The sequence below is a fragment of the Pseudotabrizicola sp. 4114 genome, from assembly GCF_031457365.1.
Taxonomy (GTDB): Bacteria; Pseudomonadota; Alphaproteobacteria; order Rhodobacterales; family Rhodobacteraceae; genus Pseudotabrizicola.
The window spans coordinates 599,801-614,373 of sequence record NZ_JAVDWP010000001.1 but is presented as its reverse complement, the minus strand read 5'-3'; the positions used below and the strand labels follow the sequence as shown (position 1 = coordinate 614,373).

The window sequence follows — 14,573 nt, the reverse complement described above, 5'->3', positions numbered from 1 at the left end:
CCCCGCTGCCCAGCAGGCTGACCGGCGCTCAGCGCCGGCCCGGCACCAGCCGCGCGATCCAATAGGCCGCCAGCGTCACCACCGCCGCCCCCAGCGCAAACACCCCAAACGCCACGCCCTGCGTCATCACCGGCAAGCCCGGCATCACGCTTGCAAACCAGCCGCCCAGCACCACCGGCGCCAGCGTCACCGCAAACAGCGCCACCAGCGCAGCGCCCGTCGCCGCCAGCACCAGACGCGGCCCGCGCCGTGTGCCGCGTGACAGCGCCCGGAACATCTTGCCGATATCGGCCTGCACCGCCATCAGCGCCGGCACCATCACCAGCACCAGCACCATGCCAAAGGCCAGACCATAGACCAGCGTGACCACCGTGGGTTTCAGGAACTCCGCCTGCGAGCTGCGCTCGAACAGCAGCGGCGACAGGCCGAACACCGTGGTCATCGTGGTCAGCAGCACCGCGCGGAACCGGTCGGCCACGCCATCGACAATGGCCGGAAACAGCCCGCGTTTTTCGGCATATTCGTCAATCGTCGAGACCAGCACGATGGAATCGTTGATGATGATGCCCGACATGCCGATCAGCCCGACGATGGAGAACATCGACAACGGCACGCCCCAGTGAAAATGCCCCCACATCGCCCCGATCAGGCCAAAGGGAATCACCGACATCACCACCAGGGGCCGGGTCCAGCTGGCAAAGATCCACGCCAGACACAGATAAATCCCCAGCAGACACAGGATCACCCCCGTCGTCGCATCGCCCAGAAACTCGTTCTGCTGCTGCACCAGCCCGCCCTGACGGCTCTCGACCCCGAAATCCTGCTCGATCCCGGGCAGGATGGTCTCGCGGAGCGTGGCCTGAATCTCGGCGGCCCGCGCCGGGTCATCCTCGGCCAGATCGCCCGACACCGTGACCACCCGCAAGCCATTCTCGCGCCGGATGGTCGAGAACCCGGCCTGCTGCTCCACAGTCACGATATCGGCCAGCGGCACATAAGCCCCGGTGGCGGTGCGCATCAGCGTCGAGTCCAGAAAATCCGCCGTCAGCTCATCGCGCGGCAGCTCCAGCCGGATCGCAGCGGATCGTGGCCCGTCCGGGTATGTCGCGGCCTCGATCCCGTTCAGCCGGTCGCGCAAGGTGCGGCCCAGCTCGTCGATGGCAAAGCCCAGCGACTGGCCCAGCGGGGTCAGGTTCAGGACCAGCTCTTCCTTGTCATAAGCCAGTGAATCCTCCAGCGCCGAGACCTCGGGGTAAACCGCCAGCCGGGTTTTCAGCGCCTCGGCTGCCGCCTTCAGCTCGGTGGCCGACGCGCCGTACAGATCGACTGACAGCGCATCACCCCCCGGCCCGAACCGTCCGCCCCGGAACGACAGCTCTTCCATCAACGGATGGCCGCGCACCTCTTCCTGCAGGGCCTGCACAAAGACATTGCTGGAGTAGGGCCGCGCATCGGGGTTGATCAGCTCGATCGAGATGCTGCCCAAAAGGTCCGCATCCTTGCCTTCGGCACTGGCCAGCCCGCGCCCGCCGGAGCCACCGATTTCGGCCATGGCAAAGGTGATCGGACTCAACCCATGCTCGGCCTCCAGCCGCGCGCCGACCGTTTCGGCGGCGCGCTGCACCTCGCGCATCAGCTCCAGCGTATCCGCCCGCTCTGCCCCCGGCAGCATCGAGAAATTCCCGGTGACCGAGGCCTGCTCAGGCGCGTTGAAGAACCGGAACGGCAGATCACCCCGGATGAACAGCGCGGCAGAGGCGGCAAACAGCGCCACCACGCCCGCCAGCACCGGATAGCGCGCCACAATCAGCACCCGGATCGACGGCTTCACCACATGCGCGCCCAGCCAGACCATGCCGCGATTGACCTGCCGCGACGGCCAGTCATACCATTTTTCCTGCCGCGCCTTGGCAATGGCATGCGCCATATGGTTCGGCAGGATCAGGAAGCATTCCACCAGCGAGGCGACCAGCACCGCGATCACCGTAAACGGAATATCGCGGATCATGCCGCCCATCCGCCCGCCAATCGCCACCAGTCCGAAAAACGCGATCATCGTGGTCAGGGTCGAGGCAACCACCGGCTGCGCCATGCGCATCGCCCCGCGCTCGGCGGCAACAACCGGATCTTCGCCCAGATGCCGCCCCCGGAAATCGGCATGCTCGCCCACCACGATGGCATCATCCACCACGATGCCCAGCATGATGATCAGCGCAAACAGCGAGATCATGTTCAGCGTCAGCCCCGCCGCATACATCACCGCCACCGCTGCCAGCATTGCCACTGGAATGCCCGCCGCGACCCAAAGTGCTGTGCGCGCGTTCAGGAACAGGAACAGCAGCAACACCACCAGCGCCAGCCCGCTGATCGCGTTGTCGAGCAGCAGATACAGCCGGTCGGTGATCTCTTCGGCCCGCGCCCGCACCAGATCGACTGTCACCCCCGGCGGCAGCGACAGTTGCATTTCCGCCGCCACATCCTCGACACTCGACTGCATCCGGATCGCATCACCCTCGGCGTTGCGGTCCACCCGCACCGTCATCGCCGGATTGGCACCCACATAGCTTGCCCGCCCGGCATCGGCGCTGGCGGCGGTGATCGTGGCAATGTCGCCCACGGTCAGCTTGGTGCCATCGGGCAGGCTGCGCAGCACCACGCCCGCGATTTCCGCCGCAGACCGCCGCTCCGACCCGGTCCGCACCCGGGCCGAGCCATCGCCGACATTGCCCGCCGGGTTGGTCTGGACCGTTGCCGCAATCGCTGTGGCAATCTCGCGCATCGTGATGTCATGCCGGATCAGCGCGACCGACGGCACCTCGACCACGGTTTCGGGGTCCGCCATGCCCCGGATCGTGGTGCGCGTCACGCCCACCTGAAACAGACGCCCGACAAATTCATCGGCAAAGCGCGCCAGCTGATCCACGCCCACCGGCCCGGTGATCACCACATCGGTCACCTGATCACGCCACTGGGTGCGGCGGATCACCGGCTCTTCGGATTCGGCGGGCAGGTTCGTCACCGAATTCACCGCCGACTGCACATCCTCGGCCGCTTGCGTCAGATCGGTGCCCGGCTCGAACTCCAGCGAAATCCGCGCCGACCCCTCGCCCGCGCGCGACAGGGCATCGGTCACCCCGTCCACCGCCAGCAGCGCCGGTTCCAGCACCTGCACGATGGCGCGGTCCACATCTTCGGCCCCTGCCCCGCTCCAGGTGACCGAGACCTGAACTTCGGCCACGATCACATCAGGGAAATACTGCGCCCGGATGCGCGAGGCGGCGACCAGCCCCGCCACGATCAGCAGCACGAACAACAGGTTGGCAAGGGTGCGGTGCCGGGTGAAATAGGAAATCAACCCACCGGCCCGCTGCGGGGTGCGCATCTTTGCCATGGCTCAGCCCCCCATCCGGTTTTCCAGCCGCGCCACCACCTGCGCGGGCACGCGGTCCTGTGCCAGCTGCTCCAGCACCCGCGCCTTGGCCTCATCCGGCATCCGGCTGTTGGCCTCGACCATGGCGATCAGCCCGGCCCGCCGCTCTGGCGTCAGCACCACCGTTTCCGCCTTTGTCTCAACCGGCGTCGCCTCAGCCGCACTTGCGCCCGGGCGCATCGGGTTGATCCGGATACCTGCCCCCAGCAGGGGCGAGCGTTCCACCACCACCTCGCGCCCGGCAATGCCGCGCGCATCCACGATCACATCATCGCCCTGACGGCGCAGCACCGGCACCACCTGCGCCTCCAGCCGGTCCCCGTCGCCGACCAGCAGCACGCCGCCCCGGCTGTCCACCGCACTGGCCGGCAACAGCGCCACATCGGCCACCTCCGGCTCGGAAATGGCCACGGTCACGAAATCGCCGGGCCGAAAGCCGCGTGCGCCGTCAAGCGAGGCATAGACCAGCCGCCCGGTCGCGCCCTCCCCAACCGCAGCCCCCACACGCTCCACCCGGCCCTGCGCCGCAATCTCCGTGCCCAGCACATCCAGCGAGACCGAAACCGGAGCGTTGATCAGACTGCCCTGATCATCCAGCAGCCGCGAGAATTGCGCGGTCGACAGCCGGAACGACACTTCCAGCCGGTCCGGGTCGATCAGTTCGGCCAGCCGCTCATTGGCGCCCACCAGCCCACCCGCCACCACGGTCACCCCGTTCAGCCGCCCGGTGAAACTGGCGCGGATCTCGGTATCATCCAGCGCGCGTTCGGCTTCGGCCAGCGCAATGCCCGCCCGCGCCAGGCCCGAGGCCGCCTGATCCACCCGCGCCTCGGCCTGCGCCAGCGCGGACCGGCGCGACAGCACCACCTGTTCCGCCGATGACAGCGCCAGCGCCGCCGTCTCCACCGCTGCGGGCGAGCCGACGCCGCGGCGCTGCAAATCCTCTTGCCGGGTCAGCGCCTGCCCGCGCAACACCGCCTGCGCCTCTGCCGCCGCCAGATCGTCGCGCGCCAGCAGCAGCCCCCGGTCGGCATCACGGCCTTCGGCCTTTGCCTCGCGCAGCCCCGCCTGCGCCAGATCGCGGGCCGAGGTCGTATCCGCCGGGTCCAGCCGCACCAGCACCTGCCCTTCGGTGACGGTCGCACCATCCTCGACCCCTTCGGCAATCTCCAGCACCCGCCCGCCGCGCGGCGCGCGCAATTCCAGCGTGCGGCGCGAGCGGATTTCGCCAAAGGCCACGGTCTGCGGTGCCACTGTTCCCGGTGTCACCAGCATCACATTGGCCGAAAACACCCGCTCCCGCGCGGGCTGGCCGGGCCGGTCGGTGGCCAGGCGGTCCGTCACCGCCCCCGCGATCAGGCTGGCGGCCAGCGCCAGCAGGCCGACGGTCAGGGCGGCCAGAAACAGGCCGGTCAGGGAACGTGCCAGAAATCGCATGAAGGCTCCGGGTCAGAAGGACAGCAAAACAGTAACGCACGCCGGGTCAGCGTCCAGCCACAAGCCTGTTACGCCGCAGCTGCGCCGTTCCGTCGCTACTTTCTGCGAAGATGCTCTTCGAGCCGGGGAAAGATCTCGACAAAGTTGCAGGGCCGGTGCCGGACATCCAGCTGCCAGCGCAAGATCTCGTCCCAGGCATCGCGGCAGGCTCCCGGGCTGCCCGGCAGCGCGAACAGATAGGTGCCGTCCGCCACGCCACCGCAGGCCCGGCTTTGCACCGCCGAGGTGCCGATCTTTTGCATCGAGACGATGGTGAACACCGTGCCAAAAGCCTCGATCTCCTTCTCATAGACATCGCGATGCGCCTCAACTGTCACGTCGCGGCCCGTAAGGCCCGTGCCCCCGGTGGTCAGGATCACATCCACGCCCGTGTCTGCGATCCACGCCCGCAGCTGACCGGCGATCAGGTCGCGGTCATCGGTCACGATCCCCCGCGCCGCCAGCACATGCCCCGCCCCGGTCAACCGCTCCACCAGCGTATCGCCCGAACGGTCATCAGCCGCCGTGCGTGTATCGCTGACCGTCAGCACCGCGATCCGCACCGGGATGAATACCATCGTCTCGTCAATCCGGCTCATTGTGACAACCGCGCCTCCAGCGCCAGCAGATCTTGCCACGCCTCGCGCTTGGCGATCGGCGTGCGCAGCAGGCTGTCGGGGTGCAGCATCGGCAAGACGGGGCGCCCCAACGCCTGCAGCCATTGCCCCCGCGCCCGCGCGATCCCGCGGGTGCCGGTCAACGCAAACAGCGGGGTGTTGCCCATCACCACAATCACCTCTGGCGCGGCCAGTTCGATGTGACGCTCGATAAAGGGCCGCATCATCGCAACATCATCCGGCACCGGCTCGCCATAGCCCAGACAGCGCCACGGCAGGATATTGGTCAGGTACACCGCCGTGTCCTTCGTGGTCCCCTCGCGCGACAGGCCGATCGCCTCCAGCATGTCGTCCAGCAACTGCCCGGCCCGCCCGGCAAAAGGCCGCCCCTCGCGGTCCTCCTCCGCCCCCGGTGCCTCGCCCAGAATCAGCACCCGCGCGCCCGGCAGGCCGCCCGAAAACACCAGATTGCGCGCGCCGCGCTTGATCTCGCAATGCTCGAACGCGCCAATCGCCGCCCGCAGCTCATCGAGCGAGTTGGCCCGCGCCGCCAGCGCCCGCGCCTCGGCCACGGGATCGACCTTTGGCACGTCGGGCACCGGCAATGGGGCCACGCCCCGCGCCACGGGGGCCGCAGAGGCCGCAACCGCAGGGGCCAGCATCGGCGCGGGCTTCACCGCTTCGGGCAGATCATAGCGGTTCAGCGCCTCGTCCAGCAGCCATTCGTCGATGCCCAGATCGACCTGCCACAGCAGCGCCGCCTGCGAGGCATGCCAGTCCGCCAGAATGTCTGATGCGATTCCCATGCCGCGCAGGCTAGGCGCGCAGGCCCCTGCCCGCAAGACAAGGTTGCCCCGGTCCGGCCGGATCCGGCAGACGCCCTGCGGGCGAAGCGATCTGTCTCGTCGTCGGGACTTCGCCCTCCTCCTCGGCGATGGGGGGTCACCCCCGCCCTCCCCCCGCCCTCCCCCCGGAGTATTTGGACCAAGATGAATGAGCCGCCTTCATCTTGGCCCAAATACTCCGGGGAGTTTGAGGGGCAGCGCCCCTCATCTGGCAACATCCGCCGCAGCGGCCAGACATGCATATGCGTCCTGACGTTTGCCATACGTCTGCCACACGCAGATCATACGCCCGCCATACGCCCAAACGGAGCAGGCTCGGTTCTCCGTTGCCCATCAGGCGCACCTTTGGCATAAGCACCCCATATCCCCCCGCGCAAAGGAGTCCGCCCCATGTTTCGCGCCCGCCATCTGCTGGGGATCGAGCATCTTTCGCCTCAGGAAATCCTCGCCGTCCTCGATCTGGCCGACCGTTATGTCGATCTGAACCGCCGCACGGTCAAGCAGTCCGATGCGCTGGCGGGGATGACCCAGATCAACATGTTCTTCGAGAATTCCACCCGCACGCAGGCCAGCTTCGAGCTGGCAGGCAAGCGGCTGGGGGCAGATGTGATGAACATGTCGGTGTCGCAGTCGAGCGTCAAAAAGGGCGAGACCCTGATCGACACCGCCATGACGCTCAACGCCATGCACCCCGATTTGCTGGTGGTGCGGCACGGCTCCTCCGGCGCCGTCAACCTGCTGGCGTCAAAGGTGAATTGCGCCGTTTTGAACGCCGGCGACGGGCGGCATGAGCACCCGACACAGGCGCTGCTCGACGCGCTGACCATCCGCCGCGCCAAGGGCCGCATCCAGCGCCTGACCGTGGCGATTTGTGGTGACATCGCGCATTCCCGCGTGGCCCGGTCCAACCTGATCCTGCTCGGCAAGATGGAAAACCGCATTCGCCTGATCGCGCCCCCCACCCTGATGCCTGCGGGTGTGGGCGAGTTTGGCTGCGAGCTGTTTGACGACATGCGCAAGGGGCTGGAAGGCGCCGATGTGGTGATGATGCTGCGCCTGCAACGCGAGCGCATGGACGGCGGCTTCATCCCGTCCGAGCGTGAGTATTACCACCGCTACGGCTTGGATGCCGAAAAGCTGGCCCATGCCAAGCCCGATGCCATCGTCATGCACCCCGGCCCAATGAACCGCGGGGTCGAGATCGACGGCGAACTCGCCGACGACATCAACCGAAGCGTCATTCAGGAACAGGTCGAAATGGGCGTCGCCGTGCGCATGGCCTGCATGGACCTCTTGGCGCGCAACCTGCGCGCCGACCGTGGGGCCAAGGCCGCCGGGGTGATGGCATGACCGACCCGCTCGCCATCCCTCTGGGGCCGGAGCGTTGCGTCTGGGTCTTCGCCATCGACCTGCCGGAGGAGAAGGCCGAAGCCTTCGCAACCGGCCCGCTGGCCGGGGCTCTGGGCGTCGACAGCCTCGACCCGGCCCAGACCGAATACGTCGATGCCGATGCCTTCACCGAATACGGCCTGTCGCGCTATCTGACCGAGGGTCAGGGCATTGCCGAGGCCAGCCTTGCCGCCGACACCGCCACGCTCGATGCCCTGCGCGGCCCGCTGTTGCTGGTGTTCCGCCCCGCATTGACCCAAGGCCGCCTGTCGCCCCGCTCGCCGCTGCGCCTGATCGGGCGCTATGACGAGGTGCCCCTGCCGCCCCGGATCGGCATGGCCGGCTATGACGCCGCCGCCGACACCATCCCGGTGCCGGTGGTCAAGCGCCCGTCTGATGCCGCGATGTCGGGCCGGGTGGCCATGGTGGTGCTGATCCTGCTGGCGATCTTTGTCACGCTGTTTGTCTGGGGGGCCGGATGACCGCCCCCGTCCTGACCGAAGGCGAAACCCTGCTTGCCACCTTCACCCCCGACCGGCTGACCTATTGGCGGGCGCATCTGATCATGGCCGTCGCCCTTGGCGCGGTGGTCGGCCTGTTCCTGTTGTGGCAGGGTAACCCCTATCCGGTCATGGGGCCGGTCGGGGCCGCGCTGGCCATCGCCGTGCGCGCGGCGTACGTCGCCTCGGAGGCGCTCAGTGACCTGTGGTATCTCACCTCGCGCCGCCTGATTGGCCCGCGCGGGCTGAGCGTTCCACGCGCGCAAATCGCCTCTGCGCGCCCGTTCTTTGGCTCGGTGCAGGTGATCACCACCACCGGCGACAAGCATCTGATCAAATACCTAGCCAACCCTGCCGCTGACGCGGCCCGCCTGACTCAGGCGCTCTGATGCCCCTTTTGCTGCACAAAGGCCCCGCGATGACCCTGTTTCTGGAAAACGCCCGCATCATCGACCCCGAGGGCGATACCGTCACCACCGGCAATGTGATCCTCGATGGCGGGCAGATCGCCGCCATCGGCGCGGCCTCGGCCCCCAAGGGCGCGCAGGTCATCGACTGTGGCGGGGCCTGTCTTGCGCCGGGCATCGTCGACTGGGGCGTCAAGATCGGCGAGCCGGGTGAGCGGCACAAGGAATCCTTCCGCTCCGCCGGGCTGGCCGCTGCCGCAGGCGGCGTCACCACCCTGATCGCGCGGCCCGACACCACCCCCGCCATCGACACGCCTGAAGTGCTGGAATTCGTCACCCGCCGCGCCGCCGAGGCCTCGCCGGTGCGCATCCGCCACATGGCCGCGCTGACCAAAGGCCGCGACGGGCGCGAGATGACCGAGATCGGCTTTCTGCTGGATGCCGGGGCCATCGCCTTCACCGATGCCACGCGCGTCACCACCGACCCAAAGGTGCTGAGCCGCGCCCTCACCTACGCCCGCAGCCTTGGCGCGCTGGTGATCGGCCACCCGCAAGAGCCGGGTCTCTCGCACGGTGCCGCCGCCACCAGCGGCAAGTTCGCGTCCCTGCGCGGCATCCCGGCGGTGCATCCAATGGCGGAACGCATCGGGCTGGACCGCGACCTGGGCCTGATCGAGATGACCGGCGCGCGCTACCACGCCGACCAGATCACCACCGCCCGCAGCCTGCCCGCGCTGGAACGCGCCAAGGCCAACGGGCTGGATGTGACCGCAGGCGTCTCGATCCACCACCTGACGCTGAACGAATTTGACGTGGGCGATTACCGCACCTTCTTCAAACTCACCCCGCCCCTGCGGTCGGAAGATGACCGTCTGGCAATGATCGAGGCGGTAGCCAGCGGATTGATCGACGTGATCGGCAGCTTCCACACGCCCGCCGACGAGGAATCCAAACGCCTGCCGTTCGAGGATGCCGCCAGCGGCGCGGTGGGCCTGCAAACCCTGCTCCCCGCCGCCCTGCGCCTGTTGCACGCGGGTCAGCTGACCCTGCCGCACCTGTTCCGGGCGCTGGCGCTGAACCCCGCCCGCCGCCTTGGCCTGCCGCAAGGCCGCATGGCCGAGGGCGCGCCTGCGGACCTCGTGCTGTTCAACCCCGACACGCCCTTTGTGCTCGACCGCTTCACGCTGGCGTCGAAGTCAAAGAACACGCCGTTTGACGGCACCCGGATGGAGGGTAAGGTTCTGGCCACCTTTGTCGCCGGTCATCAGGTTTATGGAGCCACCTCGTAAATGCCAGATTTCACCTCTGCCCCGCTCCTGCTGGTTCTGACCGCAGCCCTTGCCTATCTGCTGGGCTCGGTGCCGTTCGGCATCGTGATCACCCGCGCGCTGGGTCTGGGCGATCTGCGCAAGATCGGGTCGGGCAATATTGGTGCCACCAATGTGCTGCGCACCGGCAACAAGCCCGCAGCCCTCGCGACCCTGCTGCTCGATGCGGGCAAGGGCGGCATCGCGGTGCTGATCGCCCGCGCAGCTGTGGGGCCGGATGCGGCCCAGCTGGCGGCGCTGTTTTCGTTCCTCGGCCACCTGTTCCCGGTCTGGCTTGGCTTCAAGGGCGGCAAAGGAGTCGCCACCTTACTCGGCACCCTGCTGGCGCTGGCATGGCCCGTGGGCCTTGCCGCCTGCGCGACCTGGGCGGTGACGGCTGCGATCAGCCGGATCTCGTCACTCTCGGCACTGGTCGCCGCTGCCCTTGCCCCGGTCTGGCTGGCGGTGCTGGGCTATCCAGAGATGACCCTGCTTGCCATCATACTGGGCGCGCTGATCTTTGCCCGCCACAGCACCAACATCGCCCGGCTGCGTCAGGGGCTTGAGCCAAAGATCGGCAAGAAATAAACCGCCGCCACGCCCGCCTTCGACATCTGATCCGATAGAGCGGCTGCGCCGCGTTGTTTTGTCTCGTCGCGCGGGCTGCGCCGCGTCTCCTCGGAAATGCGCTCCGCGCGGGAGTATTTGGGCCAAGATGAAAGGCCATCGTCTTTTTGCCATTCATCTTGGCCCAAGTACTCCGGGGGGGCGCGAAGCGCGGGGGGCTGGCCCCCCTCAGAGGCTGGCCGCCTGATAGATCGGGGTCAGGGAGTGCTGCCATTCCGTTTGATACAGGCGCAGCCAACGGTCGGCCTGCACCTCGCCACGTTCCAATGAGCCGTGAAGTGGCGCGAGATAGATCTCTTCGCCAAGGCCGCGCGCTTTCAGACCGGCCTGTGACAGCTCCACCGCCGCACGCGCCAGCGCATCGAGCCGGACCCCGTTCGCCTCGCCCTTCAGGGCCGAGACTGAGGCGGCGACGCGCAATGCTTCGCGGGTCCCGGCATCAAAGCCCTTGACCAGATCCCAGGCGGCATCCAGCGCGGTCTGGTCATACATCAGCCCCAGCCAGAAGGCGGGCAGCGCGTTGATATGGGCCTCGTCGCCGCAATCGGCGCCGCGCATCTCGATGTATTTCTTGACCCTTGCCTCGGGGAACACCGTGGTCATGTGGTCTGCCCAGTCCGACAGGGTCGGCAGCTCGCCCGGCAGGGCGGGCAGCTGACCTTTCAGGAAATCGCGGAACGACTGGCCCAGCGCGTTGATGTATTTGCCATCGCGGTAGACGAAATACATCGGCACATCCAGAACCCAATCGACATAGGCCTGAAACCCGAAATCGCCGTCAAAGGCAAAGGGCAGCATGCCCGTGCGGCTGTCATCCAGGCCGCGCCAGATCCGGCTGCGCCAGCTGCGGTGGCCGTTGGGCTTGCCGTCAAAGAACGGGCTGGAGGCGAACAGCGCGGTCGCCACCGGCTGCAGCGCAATCGCCACCCGCAGCTTTTTGACCATATCGGCCTCGGAGGCGTAGTCGAGGTTCACCTGCACGGTCGAGGTGCGGTACATCATCTGGGTGCCATGGGTGCCGACCCTGCCCATGTAATCGGTCATCAGCCGGTAGCGGCCCTTTGGCATCACCGGCATCTGGTCATGCGACCACTCCGGCGCGGCGCCGATCCCCATGAACTGCACGCCCATTGGCCCCGCAATCGACGCCACCTCATCCAGATGCAGGCGCAGCTCTGCCGCCGTCTCGTGCATGTCGGTCACCATTGCGCCCGACAATTCGAACTGCCCGCCGGGTTCCAGGCTGATATTGGCGCCGTTGCGGTGCAGGCCGATCACATTGTCGCCTTCACGCACCGGGGTCCAGCCAAAGCGCGCCTCAAGGCCCGCGAACAGTGCCGAGACCGAGCGCTCGCCGGCATAGGGCAAGGGTGCATGGCTGCCCTCGAGCCAGCCGAACTTTTCGTGTTCGGTGCCGATGCGCCAGTCGGATTTCGGCTTGTTGCCGGATTCCATCAGACCGGCAAGCTGGTCAAAACTCTCGATCACGCCGCCGCCGGATTGTGGGATGGACATGGAAATCAGGCTCCGGCTGAGGTCATTGGTCTGGGCGCTACACGTGTCTTGCGCCGCGCGCCAAGTCAAGACGGCGCGATGCAGCGCGGGCGACATATCACAAAAGGTTATTGGTCACTCTGGCGCGCTCAGTCCGGTGCCGTCACCACCCCGCGCCCTGCCTTGCGCCAGACCACGCGGTTTTCGCCGCCCGCCAGCACCGCCCGGCTGCCAGTGCCGGGGGTCGGCGCCAGTGCTGCGACCAGACCGGCACTCGACAGGCCGGGCAGGCTGGAGAAGGCATCGAACAGCGCCTCGGCCCCCGCCGCCTCGACCGGGATCAAGAGCGCCTGCCCGTCGGCCTGTTTCAGCCGCCACAGCCGCCGCCCGCGAATCCCGATCAGCCGCAGTTCCACCAGATCGCGCAAGCTGACAAAGCCGCCGACCTGCGGCCCCATATAGCTGACCTGCCCCTCATCGACCTGCACCACGCCCGGGGCCTCGCCCGCCGCGACAAAGCGCAGCCGCCGCCAAGCCAGCACCGCCAGCGCGACGCCCGCAAGCCCGACCACCGCCCCCAGCGGCACCAGCAGATAGCCGCCCAGCCGGATCAGCCACAGGCCAAGGGCCAGCACCACCGCCCCCAGCGCCACCTCGCGCCAGCGCCACAGGGCCGCCTGCACCTCGGGGCGAATCATCGCCAGTCCCCCGCCGCCGCCTGCCACAGCACCAGTGCCGCGACCGCTGCGGTCTCGGCGCGCAGGATGCGGGGGCCAAGGCTGATCGGGCGCACAAAGGACAGGCCGCGCAGGCGGGCTTTTTCCTCATCGGAAAACCCGCCCTCCGGCCCGACCAGAATCGCCGCAGCCCCCCCCGGAACCATGCCGCCCGTCAGGGCAGAAGACTGCCCCGAAAGGGCCTCATCGGCCCAGAGCAGCGCCCGGTCTGCAGGCCAGTCGGCCAGCACCCGCTCCAGCGGCTGCACTTCGCCCACCTCAGGCACAAAGGTTGCGCCGCATTGCTCGGCGGCCTCAATGGCATGGGCCAGATGCTTGTCCTGCCGCCAGCGTTCGCCTTGGGTAAAGCGCGTGGTCACCGGCACCAGCCGCGCGACGCCAAGCTCTACCGCCTTTTCCACGATGAAATGCGTGCGCTCCTTGCGCACCGGCGAAAACAGCAGCCACAGGTCCGGCGGCAGCTGCAAAGCCCGGGTCTGCGCCTCGCACAGCAGCGCGCCGCGCCGCTTGCCCGCATCCACCACCCGCGCCAGCCATTCACCATCGCGCCCGTTGAACAGCAACACCGCCGCCCCCACCGGCAGCCGCATCACCGCAAACAGATACGTCGCCTGCTCGGGGCCGACAGCCACCGCTTGCCCCGCGCCCAAGGGCTGATCTACATAGAGTCTGACCTTTGCATCCATAGGCGCCACGCTATGTCCCAAATCCCGGAAACGCCAGAGGCCGAAAGCGGGCATGCGCCGGGCAGCGTGGCCGACGCGCCCTCAGACAACTGGGTGGACCAGTTTGCCCCCGTGCCCGCCCGCCCCTATCTGCGGCTCAGCCGTGCTGACCGGCCCATCGGCACCTGGCTGTTGCTGATTCCCTGCCTGTGGGGCATCGCGCTGGCGGCGGCGGCGGACAGCTACCGGATGTGGGATCTGTGGCTGGCACTCAGTTGTGCGGCGGGGGCGTTCCTGATGCGCGGCGCGGGCTGCACCTGGAATGACATCACCGACCGCCGGATCGACGCACTGGTCAGCCGCACCCGATCCCGCCCGATTCCTTCGGGGCAGGTCTCGGTCCGGCAGGCGGTGGTGTGGATGGCGGTGCAGGCGGCTTTGGCGGCGGTGATCCTGTTCAGCTACAACGGGCTGGCGGTCAAACTTGGCATCGCCTCGCTGGCGCTGGTCGCGATCTACCCGTTTGCCAAGCGCTTTACCTGGTGGCCGCAGGTGTTTCTGGGGCTCGCCTTCAACTGGGGCGCGGTGCTGGCCTGGGCTGCGCATGCCGGCACCGTGCCGGCTGCCGCGATTGCGCTTTATGCCTCGGGCATCGCCTGGACGTTGTTTTACGACACCATCTACGCCCATCAGGACCGCGAGGATGATGCGCTGATCGGGGTCAAATCGACGGCGCGGCTGTTTGGCAGCCATACCGGCTGGTGGCTGCGGTTATTTCTGGTGGCCACCGTTTTGTTGATGACGCTGGCGGTGTTGCTTACGCTGGTGCCCAAGCGTGATCCGCTGCAACTGGTGGTGGCGCTGGCCGGGGTCTGGGCCTTTGGCGGGCATATGGTACAGCAGATGGCGCGGCTTGATGTCGATGACCCTGCCTCTTGCCTGATTGAGTTCCGGTCGAACCGCGATGCCGGGCTGATCGCTGCGCTGTTTCTTGCCGCCGCCGCATGGCTATGATTGATCCCGGCGCTGTGCGCTTTTAAGACAGGGCACCAGCAGGCGGCGCGCGATCATGCGCGCCT

Annotated in this window: 13 protein-coding genes; 6 read left to right on the top strand and 7 right to left on the bottom strand. The window is 67.6% G+C overall.

Features of this window, described 5'->3' with window-relative positions; all coding sequences use genetic code 11:
- Window positions 1–28 precede the first annotated feature (28 nt).
- The 4 genes from J2X53_RS03065 to J2X53_RS03050 form a co-directional block, all read right to left on the bottom strand.
- Window positions 29–3,391 carry an efflux RND transporter permease subunit gene (locus tag J2X53_RS03065; protein WP_349035989.1) on the bottom strand — a complete coding sequence of 1,121 codons (3,363 nt, stop codon included), beginning with the start codon at window positions 3,389–3,391 and terminating at the stop codon, window positions 29–31.
- A 3-nt stretch (window positions 3,392–3,394) separates the two neighbouring features.
- Window positions 3,395–4,867, bottom strand: coding sequence for an HlyD family efflux transporter periplasmic adaptor subunit (locus tag J2X53_RS03060; protein ID WP_349035988.1), 1,473 nt, complete (start codon window positions 4,865–4,867; stop codon window positions 3,395–3,397).
- A 95-nt stretch (window positions 4,868–4,962) separates the two neighbouring features.
- Window positions 4,963–5,505 (bottom strand): molybdenum cofactor biosynthesis protein B, encoded by a 543-nt coding sequence (gene moaB / locus J2X53_RS03055; RefSeq protein ID WP_349035987.1) that lies wholly within the window; start codon window positions 5,503–5,505, stop codon window positions 4,963–4,965.
- The gene (locus J2X53_RS03050; RefSeq protein WP_349035986.1) at window positions 5,502–6,329 is read right to left on the bottom strand and encodes a uracil-DNA glycosylase; all 828 of its coding nucleotides are present in this window, start codon (window positions 6,327–6,329) and stop codon (window positions 5,502–5,504) included. The genes moaB and J2X53_RS03050 overlap by 4 nt, the downstream gene beginning before the upstream one ends.
- A gap of 429 nt (window positions 6,330–6,758) precedes the next feature.
- On the opposite strand from J2X53_RS03050, the gene J2X53_RS03045 reads away from it, so the two are divergent.
- Genes J2X53_RS03045 through plsY form a run of 5 tightly spaced genes read left to right on the top strand, consistent with a single transcriptional unit; the run spans window position 6,759 to window position 10,559 of the window.
- Window positions 6,759–7,718: an aspartate carbamoyltransferase catalytic subunit gene (locus J2X53_RS03045; protein ID WP_118153212.1), complete on the top strand. Its 960-nt coding sequence runs from the start codon at window positions 6,759–6,761 to the stop codon at window positions 7,716–7,718.
- Window positions 7,715–8,239 carry a hypothetical protein gene (locus J2X53_RS03040; protein WP_349035985.1) on the top strand — a complete coding sequence of 175 codons (525 nt, stop codon included), beginning with the start codon at window positions 7,715–7,717 and terminating at the stop codon, window positions 8,237–8,239. The genes J2X53_RS03045 and J2X53_RS03040 overlap by 4 nt, the downstream gene beginning before the upstream one ends.
- Entirely contained in the window at window positions 8,236–8,646 is a 411-nt protein-coding gene (locus J2X53_RS03035; RefSeq protein WP_349035984.1) for a hypothetical protein, read from the top strand. The genes J2X53_RS03040 and J2X53_RS03035 overlap by 4 nt, the downstream gene beginning before the upstream one ends.
- Before the next feature lie 29 nt (window positions 8,647–8,675).
- The gene (pyrC, locus tag J2X53_RS03030; RefSeq protein WP_349035983.1) at window positions 8,676–9,953 is read left to right on the top strand and encodes a dihydroorotase; all 1,278 of its coding nucleotides are present in this window, start codon (window positions 8,676–8,678) and stop codon (window positions 9,951–9,953) included.
- Complete coding sequence (gene plsY / locus J2X53_RS03025) at window positions 9,954–10,559, top strand: glycerol-3-phosphate 1-O-acyltransferase PlsY (protein ID WP_349035982.1); 606 nt, start codon at window positions 9,954–9,956, stop codon at window positions 10,557–10,559.
- 207 nt (window positions 10,560–10,766) lie between these two features.
- Here plsY and J2X53_RS03020 read toward each other — a convergent pair whose 3' ends face one another.
- The 3 genes from J2X53_RS03020 to J2X53_RS03010 all read right to left on the bottom strand — a co-directional run bounded on the left by J2X53_RS03020 (window position 10,767) and on the right by J2X53_RS03010 (window position 13,515).
- Window positions 10,767–12,113: a glutamate--cysteine ligase gene (locus J2X53_RS03020; protein WP_349035981.1), complete on the bottom strand. Its 1,347-nt coding sequence runs from the start codon at window positions 12,111–12,113 to the stop codon at window positions 10,767–10,769.
- 128 nt (window positions 12,114–12,241) lie between these two features.
- Entirely contained in the window at window positions 12,242–12,790 is a 549-nt protein-coding gene (locus J2X53_RS03015) for a hypothetical protein (RefSeq protein ID WP_349035980.1), read from the bottom strand.
- Window positions 12,787–13,515, bottom strand: a complete 729-nt coding sequence (locus J2X53_RS03010) for a 16S rRNA (uracil(1498)-N(3))-methyltransferase (RefSeq protein WP_349036293.1) — start codon at window positions 13,513–13,515, stop codon at window positions 12,787–12,789. Before J2X53_RS03010 ends, J2X53_RS03015 begins: the two co-directional genes overlap by 4 nt.
- A gap of 12 nt (window positions 13,516–13,527) precedes the next feature.
- Here J2X53_RS03010 and ubiA point away from each other — a divergent pair, with 12 nt between their 5' ends.
- A complete protein-coding gene (ubiA, locus tag J2X53_RS03005; protein WP_349035979.1) occupies window positions 13,528–14,508 on the top strand; it encodes a 4-hydroxybenzoate octaprenyltransferase in 981 nt (326 codons plus the stop codon).
- The last annotated feature ends 65 nt before the right edge of the window (window positions 14,509–14,573 follow it).

Coding starts and splice junctions, on each gene's coding strand:
- J2X53_RS03065 (WP_349035989.1), bottom strand. CDS start 3,391: ATGGCAAAGATGCGCACCCCGCAGCGGGCCGGTGGGTTGATTTCCTAT.
- J2X53_RS03060 (WP_349035988.1), bottom strand. CDS start 4,867: ATGCGATTTCTGGCACGTTCCCTGACCGGCCTGTTTCTGGCCGCCCTG.
- moaB (WP_349035987.1), bottom strand. CDS start 5,505: ATGAGCCGGATTGACGAGACGATGGTATTCATCCCGGTGCGGATCGCG.
- J2X53_RS03050 (WP_349035986.1), bottom strand. CDS start 6,329: ATGGGAATCGCATCAGACATTCTGGCGGACTGGCATGCCTCGCAGGCG.
- J2X53_RS03045 (WP_118153212.1), top strand. CDS start 6,759: ATGTTTCGCGCCCGCCATCTGCTGGGGATCGAGCATCTTTCGCCTCAG.
- J2X53_RS03040 (WP_349035985.1), top strand. CDS start 7,715: ATGACCGACCCGCTCGCCATCCCTCTGGGGCCGGAGCGTTGCGTCTGG.
- J2X53_RS03035 (WP_349035984.1), top strand. CDS start 8,236: ATGACCGCCCCCGTCCTGACCGAAGGCGAAACCCTGCTTGCCACCTTC.
- pyrC (WP_349035983.1), top strand. CDS start 8,676: ATGACCCTGTTTCTGGAAAACGCCCGCATCATCGACCCCGAGGGCGAT.
- plsY (WP_349035982.1), top strand. CDS start 9,954: ATGCCAGATTTCACCTCTGCCCCGCTCCTGCTGGTTCTGACCGCAGCC.
- J2X53_RS03020 (WP_349035981.1), bottom strand. CDS start 12,113: ATGTCCATCCCACAATCCGGCGGCGGCGTGATCGAGAGTTTTGACCAG.
- J2X53_RS03015 (WP_349035980.1), bottom strand. CDS start 12,790: ATGATTCGCCCCGAGGTGCAGGCGGCCCTGTGGCGCTGGCGCGAGGTG.
- J2X53_RS03010 (WP_349036293.1), bottom strand. CDS start 13,515: ATGGATGCAAAGGTCAGACTCTATGTAGATCAGCCCTTGGGCGCGGGG.
- ubiA (WP_349035979.1), top strand. CDS start 13,528: ATGTCCCAAATCCCGGAAACGCCAGAGGCCGAAAGCGGGCATGCGCCG.